Below are 21,651 nucleotides of genomic sequence, written 5' to 3'. Positions count from 1 at the left end.
GAGGGCGGCAAAGTCACACCGGAGGTGGTGGCTATACTCAGAAAGCACGTTGGAGGCTTCGCCTAGTCCGGTCTATGGCGCCGCACTGCTAATGCGGTTGGGGGTAACCCCCCTCCCGGGTTCAAATCCCGGAGCCTCCGCTCTTCGCTCACGGCGTCGACCCGTCCGGTTGGCGCCGTGACCAGGCAAAACGCTCTTTTTGATCAGTTTTCGTCGAACCGTTCATGATCTTCGTAGGCGCGTTGTGGGCATGTCGCACCGTCCACAGGATCGCCGCTGAGATCGTCTCGGCCGCCTGCTGACCGGCCGAGCGCAGCAGGTCGGTGTACAGCGCACCCGCGACCGATGGCGCTGAGTAACCGATGGCGCTGAGTAACCGATGGCGCTGAGTAACCGAGCCGCTCGGACACGAGGGCGAGATCGGCGCCGTCGGCGAAGCGGATATACACGGACGAATGCTGGAAACCGTGCGACCGTCGGCGGGACGGCAAGCAGCCACCAATCTCGTCATTCACCCACGAAGTCGACCGGCGGCGGCCGGTCCGCCGACATACGCGTCATGATTCGCGGCACTGGTATGGCGTGAAGCCTGCGAGCGGGGGCATCACCGACTCGACCACGCACTTCGGCGACCGACGCCCGTATCCGCGGGAGTCGGTCATGTTCGAGAGCCCGATGACTCGAAAGGAGCTGCCATGCGTTTCGCGGCAACGCCGGCGGGCCACGCTCAGGGCCGTACCACGAAGGTTCAATGGTGGTATCTGCTCGCCGCAGGGATCGCCTTTGTCCTTTTTGCGCTGGCAATTCCACAGTTCGGTCTGACCACGGTTCGCTCGGTCGCCATACTTCTGGGAATCGTCCTGCTCCTCAGCGCCGCCAGTGAACTGCTGGCGGCGTCGGTGACAGCGCGGGACTGGCGATGGTCCCATGTCCTGCTCGCCGTCCTCCTCGTCGCCGGCGGTATAGTCGCGCTGGTCTGGTCCCGCCCGACCTTCCCGGTGGTGGCCAGGATCGCGGCCTGGTACTTCCTGATCAAAGGTGTTTATGACATCGTCAACTCCTTCGTCGCGAGACGGGCCGAACGTTACGGCGCGGCCGGGGAGGACCCTCGCGGAACAGCCCAGTGGTGGATGCCGCTGGCGATCGGCGTACTCGAGATCGGTGTCGGTTTCTGGGCCGTCAGCTATCCGCGGTTCTCGATCTCTCTGCTGGTCCTGTGGGTGGGGCTCGCGGCCCTCGCCACAGGCCTGACGAAAATCGCGATGTCCTTCCGGAAACGTGGCCTCCGAGGGGACCTTCCGGCCTTTTCCGAAGGTCATCTCCCGCCGGTGGGATTCGGTACCGGTGCAACCCGCGAGTCCGGACGAGCGGAGGCCGGACGAGCGGAGGAGAGCCGAGCCCGCAGATCTCTTTCGGAAGGACGGTGACATAAATCCTGGAAAATGGACATAAGCCTCGGGAGGGGCGGTGACACACGTTCCGCCCCTCCCAGAAACGGGCCCTGACGAGGGAGCACCATGCGTAGCCGGTCTCCAGGTCACCGACGCGATCCGCGGAAATCCGCTCGCGGGTTCGCGGCAGGCTCGACCGCCATCGTCGCCACGGGCCGACCCATACGACGGGCCGGGGACGTCGGTCCCTGGCCCGTTCTCGACCGCGATGCTTCCCGGTCGCGGGCTTCCCGGTCGCGGGCTTCCCGGTCGCGGGCTTCCCGGTCGCGGGCTTCCCGGTCGCGGGCTTCCCGGCGGTGAGCGCGTAGAGGGGGCACTGGCCATGAGGCCGTCGGCGATGGCCGATCGACCGTGACGGGCCGGTCGGCCATCTTCAGAGCGGTCTGTCACGGTCGGGATTCGACTGTCGGAGTCCCGGCTGCCCAAGGCTGACACGGGGCATGGTGGACACATCCCGTTTTGTCGGCATCACGCCGTATCGTACTTACATGCGCCTGACACTCACCGTGGCTTACCCAGCCCAGGACGTCAGCGCGGACATCCTGCTCGACACCGATCCGGACGTGCCCGTCGGTCTGATCGCCGACACGCTGGTACGGCACGTCCGTCCGAGCGTGCCGGCTCTCCCCACACGTCGACCACGCCTGTTCGTCGAGGGCCGTGCGGTCGGCGAGACGCTCACCGTCGGCGACTCACCGATCCGGGACGGCGTTCTGATCAGCATTGACTCACCAGCGGCCTGTCTTCCGCCCGAACCACCGGGCCTGGTCGAGGTCCGTGTGATCAGCGGGCCGGGTGCCGGGGTCGTCCACCGGCTCGGCCCCGGTGAGTTCACGGTCGGCACCGCGGAGACCTGCGCCGTGCGCCTGGACGACCCGGACACCGCCGCCGAAGCCATGACGATCACCGTGACGGTGGACGGCGCATGCCGGATCACACCGGCCGTCACCTCTGTCACCTCTGTCGGCCCTGTCGGGCCGGACACCGGCGGCGTGCTCGTCGAACGTGAGCCCCTGGTCGGCGCGGTCGACCTGCCCGCCAGCAGCACCCAGCTCACGGTCGGATCCGTGCTGCTGGCGATAGGCGCTCCGAGCCGGGCGGACGCCGCGCTCAAACCGTCCGACGACGGGACGGGGCTGGACTTCAACCGGCCGCCCCGGCTGCTGCCGCCGATCCGGCGGACACGGTACAAGCTGCCCGGCGAGCCGTCCGAGCCGGAGCGGCGTCCCATGCCGCTCCTGATGGCGACGCTTCCGCTGGTTGCGGGCGTCACGATGGCCTTTGTCCTCCGCCAGTACTACTTCCTGCTGATGGCTGTCATCGGCCCACTGGGTATGATCGGCATGTACGTCTCGGGTAACCGGCACGGCAAGCGCAGCTACCGTAAACAGCTGGCCGAATATCACAAGCGGCGTCAGGACGTCGAGGCCGACGCCGAGCAGGCGCTCCTCGCCGAACGCACAGCCCGCCGCGGCGACTTCCCCGACCCGGCGAGCGTTCTGCTCACCGCCACCGGGCCACGCGGACGCCTGTGGGAACGCCGCCGGGACGACCCCGACTATCTGCACCTGCGGCTGGGCACCGCCGACCTGCCGAGCGAGGTCGTCATGGAGGACCCGGCCGCACAGGAACACAAACGCGAGATCACCTGGACAGCCCCCGACGTCCCGGTGACGATCGCCCTGCCCGAACGCGGCGTTGTCGGTATCGCCGGCCGCGGCGACCTCCCGCGGGTGCTGGCCTGTTGGCTGGCCGCGCAGGCGGCCGTCCTGCACAGCCCACGCGATCTCGCGATCTGCGTGCTCACGGACAGCTCCGGCAAGCAGGCCTGGGACTGGGTGCGCTGGCTGCCACACTGCCGCCCAACCGAAGGCCAGGACACCACCGTCCTGCTCGGGACGGACGACGAGTCGCGGGCCCGGCGGGTCGGGGAGCTGCTCGGCCAGCTGGGTACGCGGGCCGAGGCACGGGCGCGGCCGGGCGGTGCGAACCCGCTCACCGACGGCCCGGACGTGCTGGTCATCATGGACGGAGCCCGCCGGTTACGCTCCATCCCCGGCGTGATCTCCCTGCTGCGGGACGGGCCGGCGCTGGGCATCCGCTCGATCTGCCTGGACCGCGACATCCGGCTGCTGCCCGAGGAATGCCAGGCCGTGGCCGAGGAGACCCCGACAGGCCTGCGGGTCGTGGAGACCCGCACCGAGATCGTCCACGACGTCCGCCCGGACCTTCTCGCCACGGCGGCCTCCCCCGATCCCGAGCTGACGCTCACGGTCAGTGGTGCCGCGGCCTGGTGCGAACGTCTTGCCCGCGCTCTGGCGCCGGTACGCGACGTCGGCGGGGACGATGAGGGATCACTTCCGGTCTCCGCCCGCCTCCTCGATGTGATCAACCTGGAGCCTCCGACCGCGGCGGCGGTGGCCGCCCGCTGGCAGGTCCTTCCCCGCAGCACCGCCTTCCCCGTGGGCCTCTCCCTCGACGGCCCGCTCACGCTGGACCTGCGCCGCGACGGCCCGCACGGGCTGATCGCCGGTACTACCGGCTCTGGCAAGTCCGAGCTGCTGCAGTCGATAGTGGCGTCACTGGCTGTGGCCAACCGGCCGGACGCGATGGTGTTCGTACTCGTCGACTACAAGGGCGGCAGCGCCTTCGCCGACTGTGTCCGGCTCCCGCACACCGTCGGCATGGTGACCGACCTCGACACACATCTGGTAGGCCGCGCCCTGGAATCGTTGTCGGCGGAGCTACGGCGGCGTGAGCACATCCTGGCCGATGCCGGCGCGAAGGACATCGAGGAGTACACCCTCCTGGTCACCGCCGGCGACGCACGGGCACGCGGCGGCGGGCCACTGCTGCCGCTGCCCCGGCTGCTGCTGGTCATCGACGAGTTCGCCTCGCTCGCCCGGGAACTGCCCGCCTTCGTCACCGGTCTGGTCAACATCGCGCAACGAGGTCGCTCGCTGGGCATCCACCTGCTGCTCGCTACGCAGCGGCCCAGCGGCGTGGTGTCTCCCGAGATCCGCGCGAACACGAACCTGCGGATCGCGCTGCGCGTCACCGACGCGTCGGAGAGCACTGACGTCATCGGCACACCCGACGCGGCACGCATCTCGCCGTCGACCCCCGGACGGGCTTACGCCCGTCTCGGGCACGCATCCCTGGTCCCCTTCCAGTCCGGACGGGTCGGAGGCCGCCGACCCGCTGGCACCGCTGGCACCGCTGGCACCGCTGGCACCGCTGGCACCGCTGGCACCGCTGGCACCGCTGGCACCGCTGGCACCGCTGGCACCGCTGGCACCGCTGGCACCGCTGGCACCGCTGGCACCGCTGGCACCGCTGGCACCGCTGGCGATGATCTGACTCCGCCCTGGGTCACCGCGCTGACCTGGACCGCGTTGGGACAGCCTGCGCCGGCTCCCCCTCGGCCACGGACGGCCGACAACGAGATCACCGATCTGAAGACGCTCGTCGAAGCGGTCCGGGACGCGTCCACCATCCTGAGGGTCGAACCCGGGTGCAGCCCCTGGTTACCACCGCTACCGGAACGTCTTACCCTACGGACAGTCACCACATCCACGTCCGAATCCAGCTCTGAGGGACCACACGTCGTCTCCCGGCGGCCGCACAGCGGCGGTATCTCCTCGCAGCCGCACAGTGGTAGCCCGGGCATGCTGCCTCCCGTCCCGATCGGACTGGCAGACCACTGCGACCGCCAGGCGCAGCTTCCCTACACGATCGACATCGACAACGGGGGCCACCTGCTGTTCGTCGGTGCGCCACGGTCCGGACGGTCGACGGCTCTGCGTACCATCGCCGGCTCGATAGCCGCGTCCATCTCCTCCAAAGATGTGCACCTGTACGCGTTGGACTGCGGCAACAACGCTCTGGCGCCGCTGGTTCACTTACCGCACACCGGAGCCGTGGTCAGCCGGGACACGCCGGAACGGGTCCAGCGGCTGCTCACCCGAATCATCGGCGAGATCGTCGAACGCCAGGAGATCTTCGCCGTCCGGGGATACGCCGATCTCGCCGAGCAGCGATCGGCCGATCCTGAACATCCGTTACCGTATCTGCTCCTGCTGATCGACCGGTTCGAAGGTTTTCTGGCCTCCTTCGAGGAAGCCGACGGTGGAGCGCTTGTGGACATGCTGACCCGGGTCCTGCGGGAAGGGCCGTCCGTCGGCATCCGGGTCATCATGACCGGCGACCGGCGCAGCGCCTCCGGACGGTTCAGCGCGGCGATCGAGAACAGGTTCATGCTGCGGATGGCTGACAGGTCCGACTACACACTGGTGGGTCTCGCACCCGCGGCTGTACCGGACAACCTGCCGCCAGGCCGGGGGTTCCAGCTCGAAGGATCGGTCGAGACCCAGATCGCCCTGCTCGACGACGATCCGTCCGGTCGGGCGCAGGTGGCGGCGCTGCACCGGCTGGCCGAGGCGGCTGCCGCGCGAGACGGCGTACCGGCCGGGCCAGGCACCGGTGCCCGTGAAGACCACGGCCGCCCGTTCCGCATCGACGTGCTGCCAGCACGTATCACGGTCACCGAGACCGAGGCGCTGCGTCCGGAGTCGGAACACAGCTCACAGACGGGCCCGCCGGCACGCCTGGATCCGAACCCGCGCCCACAGCTGAGCCAGCCGATGGGCGCGCAGGTGGACGGACCCGAGGGCCCGCTGCCGGCCGGGCAGCCGTCGGCGCCGGCGAGTTGGCCGGGTCCGCAGCCAGCGTCGCTGGTGGCTCTGATCGGTGCGGGCGGTGACGAACTCGCCCCGGTTGAGATCGATCTCACCGCCGACGGACCAGGCTTCGTCATCGCTGGGCCCGCGCGTTCGGGCCGCAGTTCGGCGCTGCTGACCATGGCGGAATCCCTGCTGGCGGGCGGTGCCCGACTGCTGCTACTGACCCCGCGACGCTCGCCGCTGTCCACGCTCGCGGACCGACCAGGTGTGATCGACCTGTTGGGCGCGGATGCAGGGGCTGCCGGCATTGACGCGGCGCTGGCAGCGGCCAGCCCGTCCGGCGGCCTGGTTGTGATCATGGATGATGCGGAACTGCTGGCCACGGCCCCGGTCGCCGATCGCGTAACCGAGTTTCTCAGGACCGCGCGTGACAGCGGATGCGCGTTCGTCGCCGCAGGCACCACCGGGGATCTGACCAGCCAGTACCGGGGGTTCATGGTGGACGCCCGCCGGTCACGATGCGGGGTGATCCTCGCGCCGGGAGCGCCCAGCGACGGCGATCTGTTCGGCATCCGGCTGTCGCGTAACACCGGGGGCGGCACGCCGCCCGGTCGGGGCCTGTTCGTCCGCCGGGGAAAAACAACGCCGATTCAGATCGCCTACCACGAATAAGGACACCACTGTAATGACCAGATCGGACTTTTCTCCTATAACGGTACGAATCATGACATCATCACAGGAAGAATCGCCCTACAGATCCCCGTGGATCACTATGGCTTTCGATCGAAGAACTTTTGACGGCCCTTCGCGCACTCACCAGGAAAGAACATTGGACAAACGGTAGAGAAGCATCGGATGACAATCCGGCGACTGCCGCCCTCGACGCGCGTCCGTCCTGTCACAGAGCCGATCCCATCCGATGATCACTATCATGATATTTGCTCTGAAAACATACAGGCGTCAAAGCGTGTGCGCGTCTTCCAGCCGAATGATGCTATGAAGTAGCGGTGTCCGACAACCGTCTTCCCGGGCGTGACGCAGATCCCGATCAGGAGTCACCTGGTGACCGGCCTGTTTCCCAGGCCAGGCCGGCCACGGGATCATCCGGGAAACGGACCGACCGGTTTTCCGGGCAGCTTCCCGGGTCGGGCCGCCATGTCACGGGACCACCCAGGAATCCGACCGGCCTGTGCGCCATCGGGTCCACTCATGCTCGTGCAGATGCCACCGAGCCGCCCGAGGAGCCGATCAGCCTCCCAGCAGCTGAGAGGGCGGGACCAACGGATCCGGACGGCACTGAGCCGTCCGGAGAGCCGACCAGCTCGACCGGCCGGCTACAGCGTCGCATCAGCCTGGCCGACGCGGTGCTCCTCGGGCTTGGCTCGATGCTCGGGGCCGGGGTGTTCGCCGCGTTCGGGCCAGCGGCCCACGCGGCCGGAGCCAGCGTTCTCGTCAGCCTCGCGATCGCGGCTGTGATCGCTTACTGCAACGCCATGTCGTCCGCGCAGTTGGCCTCGCTCTACCCTGAGTCCGGCGGGACATACGTGTACGGACGGCGTCGGCTCGGCGCCCGCTGGGGCTTCGTCGCAGGCTGGGGCTTTGTGGCCGGCAAGACCGCAAGCTGCGCGGCCATGTCCCTGACCGTCGGCGCATATGCGTGGCCGCAGCATCCCCGACCGGTCGCGGTCGCCGCCGCAACCCTGCTCACCATGGTCAACTATTTCGGCGTGAGCAAGACCGCCCGGCTGACCCGTGCCCTGGTCATACTCACCCTGCTCGCGCTCGCTGTTGTCGTGGTGGCCTGTCTGGCGGGCGGGACCGCCAGGACAGCGCGGCTGAGCCCGTTCTGGTCCGGCAGCGGGCTGGACGCCGTACGCGGGGTACTCCAGGCCGCCGCTCTGCTCTTCTTCGCGTTCGCGGGTTATGCCCGGATCGCCACCCTGGGCGAGGAGGTCCGCGACCCGGCGCGGACGATCCTGAAAGCGATCCCGACCGCGCTCGGGATCACGATTGTCGTCTACGTACTTGTCGGCCTGTCCGCGTTGCTGGCGGTCGGCCCGGAACGTCTGGCAAACGCTGTGGACCCGTTGGCCGCCGCGATCGGCGCCGGCAGCCTGAGCGTGCTGGCTCCTGCCGTCCGTGTGGGCGGAGCGGTCGCAAGCCTCGGTGTCCTGCTGTCGCTGCTCGCCGGGGTCGGACGCACCGCCCTTGCCATGGCCCGAGAACGTGACCTGCCGAACTGGCTTGCGGCGGTACACCCACGGTATGCGGTTCCACACCGTGCAGAGTTACTGCTGGGTGGGACCGTCATCGCGGTGGTCATCGCCTCGGACGTCCGAGGCGCAATCGGTTTCTCCAGCTTCGCGGTTCTCGTCTACTACGCGATCGCGAATGCCAGCGCCTTCACCCTCGACGGCCCGCGACGCCGCTGGCTGCGCCCACTGTCGCTGCTCGGCGGTGTCGGCTGCCTGGTTCTCGCTCTCATGCTGCCGGCTGCTTCGGTCCTGACCGGCTTCGCCGTTCTCGCCATCGGTGTTGTGATCCGTGCTGTACGTAGGACGTGTGCGTAGACCACAGGCACACGGAGCCATACCAATCACGCCCCGCAGTCCCGCTCCGCTATCACACCGTCATGCCGGAGCAGTGAACTATCCGCTATCGGTAACGAACCGGAAGGTCGAGGTCACCGCGTCGAACAGGTCGTGTAATGCGTCCACGAGCACGAGGTTCGGGCTGGAACAGGAGATCAGGGCCACCTGGTCGGACCGTGGGACCGGGACGAAGGTCTGCATCATCGTCGTCCTGATCCAACCAGCCCGATCAGGCAGTGAGATGTCCTCCACCCCATACGAGCGGGCCGCCTGTCCAACATAAAGAAGATCGACAAGAGTCACTGTGGTCCAGGTGTCGTCCTGTGATCGGGCGACCCTCTCCGACAGAGAGGACATGATCATTGATGGAGTTACCTCGGCCACGCCGACAACCCGGGCGTCATCCGGTGCGGGAAGCATGGATACGGTCACGCTGGCAGACAAACCTGCGCCTTCTACCGCCTCGGCCATGACACCGCAGAACAATGCGCCGCCGGCCGCCGCGTCACGGGCGGCGTGTCGGAGCAGCCGGGAGATCGCCGCACGGTTCGCCGCGAGTTCGGGAACACCCCGTGTGCGCTCCCGGACCAGAGCGTCGATGGATGCCCGGCGGGTCACCGGATTCAGGTCGACCTCGAACCAGGTATCGGGAATACTGATCGAAAAGCCCAGGGCCATGGGCTTTTCGGCAGCAACATGTTCGCTCAGTCTCCTCCCCCTCCTTCGCTGGCGAGCTGCGACGCCTGGATCAGCCCGGCACTCAGATCGGAATCGACCTGACGCAGGGTCTCCGCCGACTGGGAGGCCATCGTCGCCAGTTTGTTCGCATTGTCGTCGATCTTCCTGCGTCCGTCCCTCCAGCCGTGCTCGAAGTCGCCCAGGGCGTCCTCGATCTCGGTCGATCCCATCTGCCCCCGGTAGTTCTCCAGCATCGAACGGGTCGCGTTCATCGCCGAACGGATCGACATCAGATTGCTGGCGAGCGAGTCCAGCCCAGGAAGATCGACCGACAGCCGGTCAGCGGTCATCGCGCACAACCTCTCTTACCGTGATCCCGTCCCATGACAGAACTCCAGCGCCCCGGTCCGTTCGCGGGAGACACAAGAAAAATCGCAGACGTCGCGGGGCATGGCGCCTGTCGCCGTCCTTCTGGGTAGAATCCGAGCCTGGCAGGGAGGGGGGAGCCACCGGGCAGGACGGCCGACATCCCTGCTGGGTCCGGACGGGCACAGAAAATCTCCGACGCATGGGAAAGCCTCATCGGACGGAACGCCTCTCGACGGCCCGGAGCCGCCCACGCGCTGCTTCCCAGGGCCGGCAGGCTGCTTCCCAGGACCGAACGCGGGGAAACGTGACCGCGTCCCGCCGTCGGCCCGTCAGTCCTGGCCGCGCAGCGAGCTTGCGAGCTGGGCATCAGCGGTCCGGAACACGTCAGCCGCCTTCTTCAGGTAGTCGGCCATGCCGTCGAGCCCGGCCAGTGTGCTGGTTACACCGGTGTTGAACCGGTCGTAGAACCCCTGGAACTGCACGCTGGACTGGTCAGTGACATATCCACCGGCGACCAGGGCGTCGACCATTTTCTTCAGCGCTACAAGCTGGGCCTCGATGTCGACCCTGCCGTTCCTGAGCCTGCCACTGGCATCGTCCATCTCCTGGTACGTGACATTGAGGTTGGGCATTATCAGACCCTTTCAGATATATCTTTGACAGTGAACACGGACCGCACAAATAATCAGCCATCTTGGCAGCACAACACGATCTCGTGACCACGCCGACCAGAAGCGGTGTGTCAGACGCTTCCCGTCATGGCCCAAGAACATCGTTCAGGCGGACGACGCTGTCGCCGCGCCTCCGACCACACCCACACTGCTTTTGACGAAACACTTGCTTTTTGACGAACACGGCACCGGATCAATGCCAAAATCCGCGACCCACCCCCAAAGATCATGAGTACAGGGGGCGACCCGACAGCCTCACCACCAGGAAGTACCGCATACCAACGCCGTTCGCGATGCATTTCACACGCTTTGCGCCCATCCGCCTTGTACCGGTTTACACCATGTCCCCGGCTCGTGACAAGGCCGCCGGGAGAGCGGCGTCGACACGGCCGACCGCGTGATCGCCTTGATCCGGGCGCCGACTCCGGTTGCCCGCCGTCATGCCGGACCAGCAGTCAGGTAGCCCGGTTATCCACAGCCAGGTTATCCACAGGAGAGGCCGCACGGTGGCAGCTCCGCCCTTTGGCGGCAGACGATGGGCCCCGTGACACCGTCCCACCTCGACCGGGCCAGCCGGCGACGGTCAGCTCCGCCAGTCAGGCTCCATCCGATGGGTGCCGATGGGTGGAGCCTGGCGGAAGCCGACGGGCGGGCTGGCCGTGACCGCGCTGTTCCCCAGGATTCTCTCCAGCACGGCCATCCTCTTCCCGGCTATCCTGTGCCCGCCCGCCGTGGATGAGCGCGGCCGACGTCCCGCCCTGATGCCGACAACAGTGACAAGCGCACCGGGGGATATACGCCTGACCGCAACGACGGAAATGAGCGCGCATGGCGCGAGCACGTCGCTGGACGACAGACGGAACACCACGGCACGACCCGACGAAACCGCACGCTATCATCCAGTTACAAACCAGTCGGTTCCCCTCGTGGCTCCTCCCACGGAGGGGGCTGGAGGGCCGGTGGGCATCCGGGCGCAGGCACTACCGAGACACCACAACGCACACCCATCCGTTGTCCTACCCGTCATACTGACGACAGGAATGATGGTTGCACTGATGAGGCGACGGCCACGATCCAAGGGCGGCAACCCCCTCGGTCAGATCAGGACCGAGCTCCGTCTCGCCGCGGACGTGGGGGCGGCCCGGTTCCTTGACCAGGCACTGCGGCTTCTCGCCGCGGAGCTCACCGCGGCCGGTCGCACCCTGCCATCCGTGTATGCGGCAACCGTCTCCGACAACGAACTCGTTCTGCATCTCGCGCCGGCCGAACCCGACGGACCTCCTCCACCATGGCAGACCGGCCGGACACCGGGTACCTGGCGTATCGAGCGGACCACCAGCACGGTCGACGGCCTGCTCGTCGACGACAGCCGGAGAATTCCGGTGGACACACCAGCCCCCTATCCAGGGCTGGCCGTCATGGGCACGGACGATCGGGGAGCTCGTGTTCTCGTCGACGTCGAGGCTGCTCCCGGAATCATCAGCCTCGGTGGGGACGCTGCGCTCGCGCGGGAAGCGGCCGTGTCCATCGCGGTGGAACTGGCCACAAATCCCTGGTCAAACGATCTCCGCGTATACATGACTGGATTTTCCGGACGTCTCGTGCCGATCGCCCCGGACCGGCTGCGATCCAGTACCAGCCTCGGTGACGTCCTGGACGAGTTGGAAAGTCGTCGGTCGCGGCGCGGCCGGGTAGCTGGCGGTGAACCACGAAACGGTGGCTCCCTCGGCCCGGTGCTCCGGGGGCGGCCGGCCGCTCGGCATCAGGCCCTGTGGGCGCCGGAGCTGCTAATCCTGGCCGCCCCTCCGTCCGAGCGGGAAACAGCACGGCTTTCCGCTCTCCTCAGGGATCCCAGCCAGGGAGTCGGTGTTGTGACCTTCGGCGATTCGACCGCCGCACGCTGGCGCTTCACGGTGAGCCCGAACCGCAGGCTACATCTCGGCGTCCTTGGTCTGGAGATCAGTGCTCAGACGCTGAGCACGCGCGAGTACCCCACCATTGTCAGGATGCTCCGTAAGGCGGGCACAGCATACGCACTTTCCGGCCGGGAACGCTCCACATCACGTACCGCAGAAACGGAAACCACAGGTTCTGGTCCTGACCATCCACACCCCGCATATCCGTCGCCGCAACGGATCTCCTCCCCAGACGCACAGTCGCCGCGCCGTCCCGGCCCCGGCCCCGGGAACGGCACAGCACAGGTGGAGGACCGTCGCCGCGGGAGCGAGGACGCCGCTGTGATCACCGCGTTCCCGGATGAATCACGGCCAGCCTCCACCTCGAATCCCGCCCAGGAGCCGACGCCGTGGGTGCCCGAAATTCCACTGTGGATGCGTCCAGAGGCATCCACAGTGGAATCAGAATCCCTCCCGCACAATCATCCGCCAATTCCACCGGTGCCGTCGGTACCTCCCCCGTCGGCGCCGCCACGGACCCCACCGGTGTGGACCCCGTCACCGCCCCCGCGGACGCCTCCGCCGGCCATCGCTCCCCCGGTTGGCCGACCGCCCAAACCCCCGCCGCCTCCGAGCGAACCCCCGCTACGACTGACGACAGAGCATCCGGACAGCATCAACCCGGCAGGTCGTGTCCACAGCCCTTCCCCGTCTGTGGACACCTCCTCCCGCGGAGGCGATTCCCGAGGAGGCGATGGTGCCTCCGTCTGGCGCAACAGAGCGATGCCAGCCTGGGATCTCCAGGTATCCGGGGCCTCCGGGATGGCGATGGAGCCTGTGCCGCCACGTGCTCCTGGTGCACGGAGCGTCCAGCCGTATCCGTTTCCACCGTCGACCGCGTTCCCGGCCGAGGCCTCTCACCTGCCGTCCACGCCGCCGCCAGGCGAGCTCTGGCCGCCACCGCCACCGCTGGCACCGGCACCGGCACCGCGGAAGACGACAGGGCTGCTGGTTCAGCTTTCCGGGCGAACCGCGGCGGGCGAGACCCTCATGGGCGAGGCTTCCGATGACGGCGGCCTACCTCAGACGGATCCGCCTGGCGACAGGGCCCTGTCCACCCTTCCGGCTCCGCTGCCACAACCGGTTCCGCAACCAGTTTCCCAACCACCGACAGCACTACCCGTGCTACTACCGGCAACTCTGGCATCGCCGCTGGCTCTGCCGGTACCAGTAACGCCGCCGGCCGAGCCTGGAGAATTGTTCCGATCAACCGATGTCGAAATTCGGATCATGGGAGAGATCACTGTCGAGGCACCCGGTCCCTGTGATCCGGATCGTCGGGAGTTCCTGACCGAGCTGGTGGTGTATCTCGCTCTGCATCGCTCGGGAGTGCTTTCCAGCGCTCTCAGCGCCGTGCTCCTGCCGCCAGAGACTCCTGACAATGTGCTCAGCAACGAGCTCGACCATGTAGCCGGCTGGCTCGGGACCAACAACGAGGGCCTCCCGCATATTACGGTCAGTGACAACGGATGCTGGAGCCTTGCTGACGGCGTCCGGTGCGACTGGGATCTTTTCGTCGCATACGCCCACCACTCCGCTCAACCGGAGTCGGACTCCGAAAACGATCTGACAACAGCATTACGACTGGTCACCGGACCGCTGTGGGCAAACCTGCCGGCAGGCCGCTACCGATGGCTGGACTCAAGCAGGATCAGGACGATCACCTCCACCGCCGTTGTCGATGTGGCCCATCGGCTTGCTAACATAACGCTCAGTAATGGAGATACCGCTACCGCCATCGCGGCGTGCCGAACAGGCCTGCGTGCAGCGCCAACAGCCGAGGTCCTGTGGCGAGATCTACTACGCACAGTAGCTGCCCGCCATGACCGCAAGGCCCTGGAAGCAGTGATCAACGAGATGTACCAGATGATCGCACCACAACGGACCGACCTCGGCATCCAGGCGGAAACGAATACGCTGGTCCGCGAGCTGCTACCGGGATTCCGTCGGCGACAACAGAGCAGCAGTAGAAGATCAGCGATAACAGGCAGATAGAGAACACCTCTGACTGGCGGACGACCGGCCGCTCACTGTGCCTGCCGGATCAGCCGTACACAGAAAAATCCAGGCCACCGAACCGAAGCCCTGCAGTATTGCCCTCGTCACGGTCCGGTAGCCCACGTTTTCGGGGCCGGTATGGCGTTTCAGGGTCAGTATGGCCTGCCAGCGCGGTATGGCAGCGGACCGGGAGGATAGCTCGGCGGAGGCGGCTGCCATGGCCCCGGAACAACCCGCGGACCCCGCAGCGTCCCGAGAGCCGCCAGGACCGCAATTGCTCCGAAGGCGGCGAGATGGATGCCCGACAGATCCAGGATGGTCTCACCAAGACGTATCACAACATCGCCGCTTCCCCAGGCCAGCACAACATGCCGTAGCAGCGCCACCGCAACAGCCACTCTGGACGCGAACAGGAAGAGCCGGTCCGACCAACGATCACCGAGAAGACCGAGAGTCAACAGTCCGATCAGCACCGCAAAATTGTCGACCGCATAAACGTAGAGGTCCGGATGAAACATCTCGAATGCGCAGAGTCCGACCACAATCACCGCGGTGAAGAGCGTGACGCTGCGGGGCTGCGCGAACAACGTGGCGAGAAGCAGCACGCCACCGATCACAGACATTCCGACCAGGCTCGGTTGCTCGGCGAGGACGTAGGCCTTCCAACGCAGCTCCGCGGAGGCGAACACGGCGATGCCCATACCACCGACGAGCAGGCAGAAAACGGCCCACCGGCCGAAGGTCCAGCCGGCGGTCCAGCCCCGCCAGCCCAGAACGACGACCAGGGCCGCGGCGGCGCCCGTTACGATCAGCCATCCGCCGACATCGGGCGAGGAACCGAACTCCTCCTGGGCGAAGCCGAGCTCCGCGATCGACATGACGGACAGACCGACCACACACCCGGCCGCGAAATCACGCCAGGCGCCCCAGCGGTTTCCGACCACCAGACCGACAAGCATCACCGGCAGCGCAAGGAACGCCACCGTGAGCTCCCCGAAAACATCCCATATGTCGTAACCACCGATAATCGTCGGTGTCCGCGCGGTGCTGGCCCGCGAGATCAGAGGGATGGCCGTAAGCACAGCCGCCGCCAGCAGAACCGCCAGAACTGGTACCGGCATGGGCGACGAACGGCCGAACCGCCCCTGCTGGGGTGGCCCGGGCGGGGTGAGGATCCCGTGCCGGTCCGCTCCGGACGGCGGAGGCTGCGATGGGGGCTGCGCATCCCAGAGACCGCCCTGGACGGGCTGCTCCTCGGCCTCCCACGGTGGGAGCGGAGGTCCGACCCGAGTGCGGCCCGTTTCAGGCGGTGGCGGTGGCGTCTGCCACCCCGGCCAGCCGGGTTCCTGACCGCGGCCGGCGGATGGCTGAGGCGGCCCGAACGGACCACCTGCCGACGCGTCATTCAGGCCAAGGCCGCCGCGAGAGACACGGGTGGCGACCCGTTCGGCATCGGTGACGCCGTATATCTGCCGTCCGGTGAGGCTGGCCACCGCATCCACGGCGGCGCAACGCTGGGCCGGCGATTTCGCCAGCGCCCGGGCGATCACGGAGGCGAACGGCTCCGGAACTCCTTCGAGATCAGGAGCGTCTCCCAGGACCCGGGCCATCGACGCCGCCGGCGTCGCTGCCGCGAACGGATGCCGGCCTGTCGCGGCGAACGCGACGCAGGCACCCCAGGCGAAGATGTCGGCGGCAGGCCCGGCCCGCTCTCCGGAAAGCTGCTCGGGAGCCATCCAGGCAACGGTCCCGATACTGAAGCCGGTCCTCGTGTTCATGGTGGCGTCCGAGAGTCGGGCGATACCGAAATCGATGACCTTCGGCCCGTTCCAGTCCATGATGATGTTCGCGGGTTTGAGATCGCGATGCACCACACCAGCCGCATGGATGACGACCAGTGCCTCGGCAAGACCAACAGCGAGGCTCATCAATGTCGGGCCGTCCAGACGGCCACGACGGCGTACCGCGTCCGCCAGGCTCACCCCGTCGACGTAGGCGGTCGCCATCCAGGGGCGGGGGGCGTCCACGTCAGCGTCGAGGACCTCGGCCACGAAAGCACCACGAACCCGCCGAGCAGCGGTGACCTCCTGACGGAAACGAGCTCGGAATTCGGGATCAGCCGCCACGTTCAGATGCGGAAGCTTGATCGCGACAGGCGTGTCGTCCGGAGCGAAAGCCTGATAGACGACTCCCATGCCGCCTTCGCCGAGACGGCCGTACAGCCGGTAGGGCCCGACGGAACGCGGATCGTCAGCAGCCAGTGGCGCCAGCACCGGCTCCCCTCTCGCCAACCCCCATCACGAGCGGAGAGTACCCGACCGGACCAGCTCGACCTGCCTTCCAGTCAAAAATCAGCCAGGTATCCACCGGCCGTCGACACGCCCGCGACAGGGCCATCACCGAGACCGGACGGGGGGAACGGACAAAGCAGGCGCGAGGATCGCCACCGTTGCGGCAAGAACAACCACAACGATCATAGCGGCACGCAGGCTGATCATTTCCGCAAGCCCTCCGACGATCGGTGGGCCTATCAACCAGCCGACATATCCAAAGCTCATGACCCTGGCAACAGCGGCGCCAGCGGCGCCAGCGGACGGAGACGGGGCGGAAGCACGAGTCCCAAGTCGTCCCGCCGCCGATATCGTCGATGGGACGACACATGCCATTCCAACACCAATGATGCCAAAACCTATGATCCCGCCAAAAATACCGATACTAGTATCGGCGACGGCCAGTGCGGAGAGGAACACGACACTCGTGATCCCGGCCGAAACCCGGACCAGGCGGGCGGCTCCGACAGCGGCCGTCACCCTGTCACCCGCCAGCCGCCCGACCAGCATCGTCCCGGTGAACAGGACGAAGCCGATGCCCGCGACATCCGCGGACGCACCCGTCACATCCCGTAGGTAGAGAGCGCTCCAGTCCGCGGCCACACCCTCACACAGGAAACTCGACAGGCAGATGAAACAGAGCGTGCCAAGTGGACGACCAGCACCACGACGGATGTTCAAACCACGTTGAAAACCACGGGAACACCGCGATTCAGGCGGATCGGACGCCTCCCTGAGCGTCCTGTCCGCGGTCGCGCCGGCCGCTCCGGATCTCTCGGTTTTCTCGGCGTCCCTGCTCTCGTCGGCTCCCTTCTCGACATCCTCGTTCTTCTTGGCCGGCTGGTTTTTCTCACGCTCCTCGACCTCATCGAGCAAAGAGACCGGAGCCGACACGGGAAATACCGGACAGCCACGATCATGAATTGGCATCGCAGGCTCGGCTATTATGATGTCGACAGCCGCATCCGTAGCATTTCCGGCGTTCCGGCTGGTCGTGTCACCGACAGCCCTGTCGCTGACAGCGACATCTGTGCCTGCTATGTCACCGATACCCACGGCGCCGGCGGTATTTCCCGTCTCTACCGAACTCCCCGTATCCATGCTCCCCGTGTCCATCACGGGCGTGTGACGCGCGCTCAGCATGTCGTCAGGAGCGGACGCGTCGCGCGGCAACATCATCAGGGTTGACGGAAGGCCGATGGCGAGTCCGAGCACGCCGACGCCAGCAAGCTGCCAGCCGAGCGACGTCTCCATGGCTGCTCCTGCCGCCCCCAGGGCGGCTCCGACAAGCGCACCAGCCGTCCACGCCGCGTGCAGCCCCGACATGATCGGACGCCCGTAGCGTCGTTCCACCTCGGTGGCCTGAGCGTTGACCGCGACGTCGAGCCCACTGCCACTGGCCCCCCAGAACACGAGCAGCACAAACAGCATGGGCAGGCTGCCAGCACCAGCGATGAGTACCCCGGCGGCGCAGTACACGACAAGGCTGACCCGGATCACAGGAATACTGCCGACACGCCCGACGAGAAGACCAATGGCCCACATGATCAGAACTGCGCCGGCCGGCGCTCCAAGTAACGCCAACCCAAGCTCGCCCTCACTCAGCGCAAGCGAAGCTTTCACTTCAGGGATACGAGGAACCCAGGCCGCGAAGACGAAGGCGTGAACGAAAAGGCCGGTCGCTGTTGCGACCCGAGCCGCCCGGGGCAGGACGCCGCCCGGTGGTGACATCTCCGGTAACGGCTGTCCAGACACCACAGGAAGCGTACCTTCCGATTCCTACCTGTCCGGCCGGAGCACAACAGCCCTTCATGATCCATATATCGACAGCCCGTTGCCGCCCCGCAGCATTTTCGTGCCGACAACCCGCTCTCCGCCGAAGCCGTCGAGGCAAACTTGATGGATGAAGCTCGTCCTGCTGGCCGACACGCACGTGCCGGCGCGTGCCCGAGACCTACCGGCCCCGGTGTGGGCGGCGGTTGACGACGCGGACATAGTAGTCCATTCCGGCGACTGGATCGACGTGGCCCTGGTGGAGCAGCTTCAGGCCAGGGCTCCGCACCTGATCGGTTGCTTCGGCAACAACGACGGACCCGAGATCCGCAAGCTGCTACCGGAGGTGGCACGTGCCGATCTCGACGGGGTCCGGACTGTGGTCGTGCACGAGACCGGAACAGCCACCAACCGGAACCAGCGGATCAGCCTCCGCTACCCCGACGCCGACCTGGTCGTCTTCGGCCACTCGCACATCCCCTGGGACGCCACGGTCGAACGGCCGGACGGCGGCGGACCAGTCCGGCTGCTCAACCCCGGCTCCCCGACGGACCGCCGCCGCCAGCCACACCACACGTTCATGACGGCGTCGATCACCAACAGCCACCTGGACGACGTCGTGCTGCACCAGCTACCACCACACCGACGCCCGTTCGGAGATCACGGACCGATGCTGTACTCTTGCTCAGTCGGTCCGCCACGGTGGCCCGACAGGCGCTCGTAGCTCAACGGATAGAGCACTTGACTACGGATCAAGAGGTTGGGGGTTCGAGTCCCTCCGAGCGCACGCTGGTTGAGGCAGGTCAGAGCCCCGCAGCCGATCACACGGCGCGGGGCTCTGGGCTTTTGACAGCCAAGTTGACAGCCAACAGCCTGTCAGGCTCCCTCAGCGTCCGCCGTCCCGCCATCCTCCGCCTCCACGTCCTCCGCGGGGAACCAGCCGTCGAGCTTGGACGCCGCGTCCTTGTGGACGATGTCGACCATGTCCACGTAGATGTCCATGGTCGTCGAGAGCATCGTGTGCCCGAGCATCGCCTGTATCTGCTTCCAGTCGACGCCGAGGGCGTAGGCCATCGTCGCCGCGGTGTGCCGTAGCGCGTGTGGGCCAAGGTGCGGGAGCCCGGCGCGCTTGCACAGCTTGGACATGTGGGTGTTCAACCCCCCGCGGCTCCATGTGGGTACCGATCGTATTCGGGAAGATCAGCCCGTGTTCCTTCCACCGCTTGCCCACACTCTCCCGGTGCGCATGCTGGGCGGTCCGGTGGGCCTTGAGCACCTCGACGCACCGGGCCGGCAGCGCGATCGTGCGTTGCCCGGCCTGGCTCTTCGTCGGGCCGACCGTCAACCCCACACCACGCACCCGGGTCACCTGGCGGGCCACGCGCAGCGTGGACGCGGACTCGTCGAAGTCCGACCAGCGCAGCGCGAGCGCCTCCCCGCGCCGCAGACCGACCATCGCCAGCAGCACGTACAGCGCGTAGAGCCGCGTGGGCTTCGCCTCTTCGAGCAGCCGGAGCCCGTCTTCCTTGCTCAGCGCGACGACCTTCCGCCTGGGCTTACGGGCTTTCGGGACGCGCAGCGTCTCGGCGACATTGCGCGTGATCTTCTCGGTGATGACCTCTTCGTTGAGCGCCTGGTGCAGGACCGTGCGCAGCGTACGCATGGTCGACGTGCTAAGGGCATCCGCATACGCGCCACCCGCGACCCGGGACACCCCCCTGCGGGGTCAACAGTGACCGGGACATGACCAAGAGCCGGGCCGGTCACGCCACCTCACCCCGGTCTCCGCGACCATCGGACGGGCCATGGTCGATCACGGACCGGGGGGTGTCGAGGCCGGCCGGGTCGATAGGCCGGGTCAGGGTGTCATGCCGGTGGAGGCGCCACCGGTAGACGAAGGTCAGCCGCACCCGGCCCCACACCCACCGGGCCAGCCAGCCGAACGACCGAGCGTGCACCCGCCACCAGGCGAACGCCACCAGGACCAGCCCGACGAGCATGATCAGCAGGCCCAACGGAGCGAACCAACGGGTGAACAGCACCAGGCCGAGCGCGACCGGCACGGCCACCCGATGCCGCCAGCACCAGCGCAGCCCGAGCACCAGCCCTTTACCGGCCACCGCCAGGAGCAGCACCCACAGCGGGACGCGGACCTTGTCGGCCCGGGACGGAATCCGGGGCATTCCCCGATCGCCGTTGATTCTGGACATGACAAATACCACCTGTTTCAGAGCGCACGAAACCAAGAGCAGAAAGAAATGGGAAAAGCAGGGGAGGCAGGCCCGGAACCGCCAGTCGGAGCCGAGGGTTCCGGGCCGCCTGCCTGAAACAGAGCCGCGCAGCGACTACGCGGCGAGATCCCGTGGCAGTTCGGCCGCATCCTGTACGGCGAACCGGAACCGTTCGCATTCGACGAGGTAATCGTTCACCGCGCCCAGCAGCGCATACGCGAACTCGACATGGTCGGAGGGCACCGCGGTACCGGCCGGCGAGAAAGAGAGCAGCGTCCGGCCCACGTGGACCGTGAGGATCGGCGGCTTGTCCGGGGAGATGCGGCAGCGAACCGACCAGTCCGCGCCCACGTGCAGCCCCAGATGCGTCGAGGAGCGCAGCCCGTCCGCGCCGAGCCCGCTCATGCCGCCACCACCGGGCCGGGACGCCGCGCCGAGGCCACCGGACCAACCGGGCGCATCGCCGCCGCCCGCAAGAAGAACGCCACCCGCCCGTTGGTGTCCACGTAGGGCACCACGGCCAGCCCCTCGAACAGCACCGGCCGGAACGGCGTGCCCGGCATCGGGTCCGGTGGTACCGGCGCCACCTCGCCGAGGATCTTCACCTTCAGTTCGGACTTCCGTGCCGCCGGGTCCGCGTCGAGGACCCGCACCGACCACACCCGCTCGCCGGTGTCCTTGTCCCGCGCCTGCACATCCGGCGCGTTCGCCTTCACCTTGTCGTAGTCGTTCGCAGGCTCCACGCCCAGCACGAACGCGCCGTGCGGGAACACGTCCTCAAAGCGCACCGGAATACGCCCGGGAACCGCCACCGCGCCACCTCCACTCGTCTCGTTGGCCCCGGAACAATCTGTGCGTTCCGGCTGACGAGATACACGATCCACCGCTCGTTAACCGCATTTCAACCGCTAGTGTCCTGAGT

15 protein-coding genes, 2 tRNA genes and 1 pseudogene are annotated in these 21,651 nt (G+C 67.1%); 8 read left to right on the top strand and 10 right to left on the bottom strand.

What is annotated here, in order from left to right; all coding sequences use genetic code 11:
* Positions 1-51 precede the first annotated feature (51 nt).
* Positions 52-140: transfer RNA gene (locus tag CM1CMNOD_RS00310), tRNA-Ser, on the top strand.
* 8 nt (positions 141-148) lie between these two features.
* Here CM1CMNOD_RS00310 and CM1CMNOD_RS00305 read toward each other — a convergent pair.
* Entirely contained in the window at positions 149-499 is a 351-nt protein-coding gene (locus CM1CMNOD_RS00305; RefSeq protein WP_131771976.1) for a hypothetical protein, read from the bottom strand.
* 196 nt (positions 500-695) lie between these two features.
* Between CM1CMNOD_RS00305 and CM1CMNOD_RS00300 the strand changes: the two genes are divergently transcribed.
* From CM1CMNOD_RS00300 to CM1CMNOD_RS00290, 3 genes are all read left to right on the top strand, one after another.
* The gene (locus tag CM1CMNOD_RS00300; protein WP_013871668.1) at positions 696-1,427 is read left to right on the top strand and encodes an HdeD family acid-resistance protein; all 732 of its coding nucleotides are present in this window, start codon (positions 696-698) and stop codon (positions 1,425-1,427) included.
* A 464-nt stretch (positions 1,428-1,891) separates the two neighbouring features.
* Entirely contained in the window at positions 1,892-6,805 is a 4,914-nt protein-coding gene (locus CM1CMNOD_RS00295) for an FtsK/SpoIIIE domain-containing protein (protein ID WP_131773783.1), read from the top strand.
* A gap of 674 nt (positions 6,806-7,479) precedes the next feature.
* Positions 7,480-8,703, top strand: a complete 1,224-nt coding sequence (locus tag CM1CMNOD_RS00290; protein WP_347176425.1) for an APC family permease — start codon at positions 7,480-7,482, stop codon at positions 8,701-8,703.
* A gap of 78 nt (positions 8,704-8,781) precedes the next feature.
* On the opposite strand, the gene CM1CMNOD_RS00285 is transcribed toward CM1CMNOD_RS00290, so the two are convergent.
* From CM1CMNOD_RS00285 to CM1CMNOD_RS00275, 3 genes are all read right to left on the bottom strand, one after another.
* Entirely contained in the window at positions 8,782-9,402 is a 621-nt protein-coding gene (locus CM1CMNOD_RS00285; RefSeq protein ID WP_013871665.1) for a hypothetical protein, read from the bottom strand.
* A 26-nt stretch (positions 9,403-9,428) separates the two neighbouring features.
* Complete coding sequence (locus tag CM1CMNOD_RS00280; protein ID WP_013871664.1) at positions 9,429-9,752, bottom strand: hypothetical protein; 324 nt, start codon at positions 9,750-9,752, stop codon at positions 9,429-9,431.
* A 348-nt stretch (positions 9,753-10,100) separates the two neighbouring features.
* Positions 10,101-10,403: a WXG100 family type VII secretion target gene (locus CM1CMNOD_RS00275; RefSeq protein WP_013871663.1), complete on the bottom strand. Its 303-nt coding sequence runs from the start codon at positions 10,401-10,403 to the stop codon at positions 10,101-10,103.
* A gap of 3,224 nt (positions 10,404-13,627) precedes the next feature.
* Between CM1CMNOD_RS00275 and CM1CMNOD_RS00270 the strand changes: the two genes are divergently transcribed.
* Positions 13,628-14,392 carry a bacterial transcriptional activator domain-containing protein gene (locus CM1CMNOD_RS00270; protein WP_131773782.1) on the top strand — a complete coding sequence of 255 codons (765 nt, stop codon included), beginning with the start codon at positions 13,628-13,630 and terminating at the stop codon, positions 14,390-14,392.
* A gap of 155 nt (positions 14,393-14,547) precedes the next feature.
* Here CM1CMNOD_RS00270 and CM1CMNOD_RS00265 read toward each other — a convergent pair whose 3' ends face one another.
* Both CM1CMNOD_RS00265 and CM1CMNOD_RS00260 read right to left on the bottom strand, forming a co-directional pair.
* Positions 14,548-16,668: a serine/threonine-protein kinase gene (locus CM1CMNOD_RS00265; protein ID WP_013871660.1), complete on the bottom strand. Its 2,121-nt coding sequence runs from the start codon at positions 16,666-16,668 to the stop codon at positions 14,548-14,550.
* 123 nt (positions 16,669-16,791) lie between these two features.
* Positions 16,792-18,480 carry an MFS transporter gene (locus CM1CMNOD_RS00260; protein ID WP_131773781.1) on the bottom strand — a complete coding sequence of 563 codons (1,689 nt, stop codon included), beginning with the start codon at positions 18,478-18,480 and terminating at the stop codon, positions 16,792-16,794.
* Positions 18,481-18,628: 148 nt separating this feature from the next.
* Between CM1CMNOD_RS00260 and CM1CMNOD_RS00255 the strand changes: the two genes are divergently transcribed.
* A complete protein-coding gene (locus CM1CMNOD_RS00255; protein WP_083828065.1) occupies positions 18,629-19,222 on the top strand; it encodes a metallophosphoesterase family protein in 594 nt (197 codons plus the stop codon).
* A tRNA-Arg gene (locus tag CM1CMNOD_RS00250) sits at positions 19,213-19,285 on the top strand. The genes CM1CMNOD_RS00255 and CM1CMNOD_RS00250 overlap by 10 nt, the downstream gene beginning before the upstream one ends.
* Before the next feature lie 89 nt (positions 19,286-19,374).
* Here the strand turns inward: CM1CMNOD_RS00250 and CM1CMNOD_RS23480 are convergent.
* Positions 19,375-19,656: a tyrosine-type recombinase/integrase gene (locus tag CM1CMNOD_RS23480; protein WP_043602652.1), complete on the bottom strand. Its 282-nt coding sequence runs from the start codon at positions 19,654-19,656 to the stop codon at positions 19,375-19,377.
* 110 nt (positions 19,657-19,766) lie between these two features.
* Here CM1CMNOD_RS23480 and CM1CMNOD_RS24240 point away from each other — a divergent pair, with 110 nt between their 5' ends.
* Complete coding sequence (locus tag CM1CMNOD_RS24240) at positions 19,767-19,979, top strand: hypothetical protein (RefSeq protein WP_043602650.1); 213 nt, start codon at positions 19,767-19,769, stop codon at positions 19,977-19,979.
* Between the two features lie 399 nt (positions 19,980-20,378).
* Here CM1CMNOD_RS24240 and CM1CMNOD_RS00240 read toward each other — a convergent pair.
* From CM1CMNOD_RS00240 to CM1CMNOD_RS00230, 3 genes and pseudogenes are all read right to left on the bottom strand, one after another.
* A pseudogene (locus CM1CMNOD_RS00240) lies at positions 20,379-20,708 on the bottom strand (FtsK/SpoIIIE domain-containing protein); the annotation flags it as partial.
* A gap of 135 nt (positions 20,709-20,843) precedes the next feature.
* Positions 20,844-21,134, bottom strand: a complete 291-nt coding sequence (locus CM1CMNOD_RS00235) for a hypothetical protein (protein ID WP_013871658.1) — start codon at positions 21,132-21,134, stop codon at positions 20,844-20,846.
* Positions 21,131-21,541 carry a hypothetical protein gene (locus CM1CMNOD_RS00230; protein ID WP_013871657.1) on the bottom strand — a complete coding sequence of 137 codons (411 nt, stop codon included), beginning with the start codon at positions 21,539-21,541 and terminating at the stop codon, positions 21,131-21,133. The genes CM1CMNOD_RS00235 and CM1CMNOD_RS00230 overlap by 4 nt, the downstream gene beginning before the upstream one ends.
* Positions 21,542-21,651 lie beyond the last annotated feature (110 nt).

The organism is Protofrankia symbiont of Coriaria myrtifolia (genome assembly GCF_900634755.1).
Taxonomy (GTDB): Bacteria; Actinomycetota; Actinomycetes; order Frankiales; family Frankiaceae; genus Protofrankia; species Protofrankia coriariae.
Note: the sequence above shows the minus strand (reverse complement) of the source record. Positions and strands in the feature narration are given on the sequence as shown.

Bases quoted from the DNA above. Each gene is read 5' to 3' on its own strand.
- CM1CMNOD_RS00300 (WP_013871668.1), top strand. From the start codon at position 696: ATGCGTTTCGCGGCAACGCCGGCGGGCCACGCTCAGGGCCGTACCACG.
- CM1CMNOD_RS00295 (WP_131773783.1), top strand. From the start codon at position 1,892: ATGGTGGACACATCCCGTTTTGTCGGCATCACGCCGTATCGTACTTAC.
- CM1CMNOD_RS00285 (WP_013871665.1), bottom strand. From the start codon at position 9,402: ATGGCCCTGGGCTTTTCGATCAGTATTCCCGATACCTGGTTCGAGGTC.
- CM1CMNOD_RS00280 (WP_013871664.1), bottom strand. From the start codon at position 9,752: ATGACCGCTGACCGGCTGTCGGTCGATCTTCCTGGGCTGGACTCGCTC.
- CM1CMNOD_RS00275 (WP_013871663.1), bottom strand. From the start codon at position 10,403: ATGCCCAACCTCAATGTCACGTACCAGGAGATGGACGATGCCAGTGGC.
- CM1CMNOD_RS00270 (WP_131773782.1), top strand. From the start codon at position 13,628: ATGGGAGAGATCACTGTCGAGGCACCCGGTCCCTGTGATCCGGATCGT.
- CM1CMNOD_RS00255 (WP_083828065.1), top strand. From the start codon at position 18,629: ATGAAGCTCGTCCTGCTGGCCGACACGCACGTGCCGGCGCGTGCCCGA.
- CM1CMNOD_RS00235 (WP_013871658.1), bottom strand. From the start codon at position 21,134: ATGAGCGGGCTCGGCGCGGACGGGCTGCGCTCCTCGACGCATCTGGGG.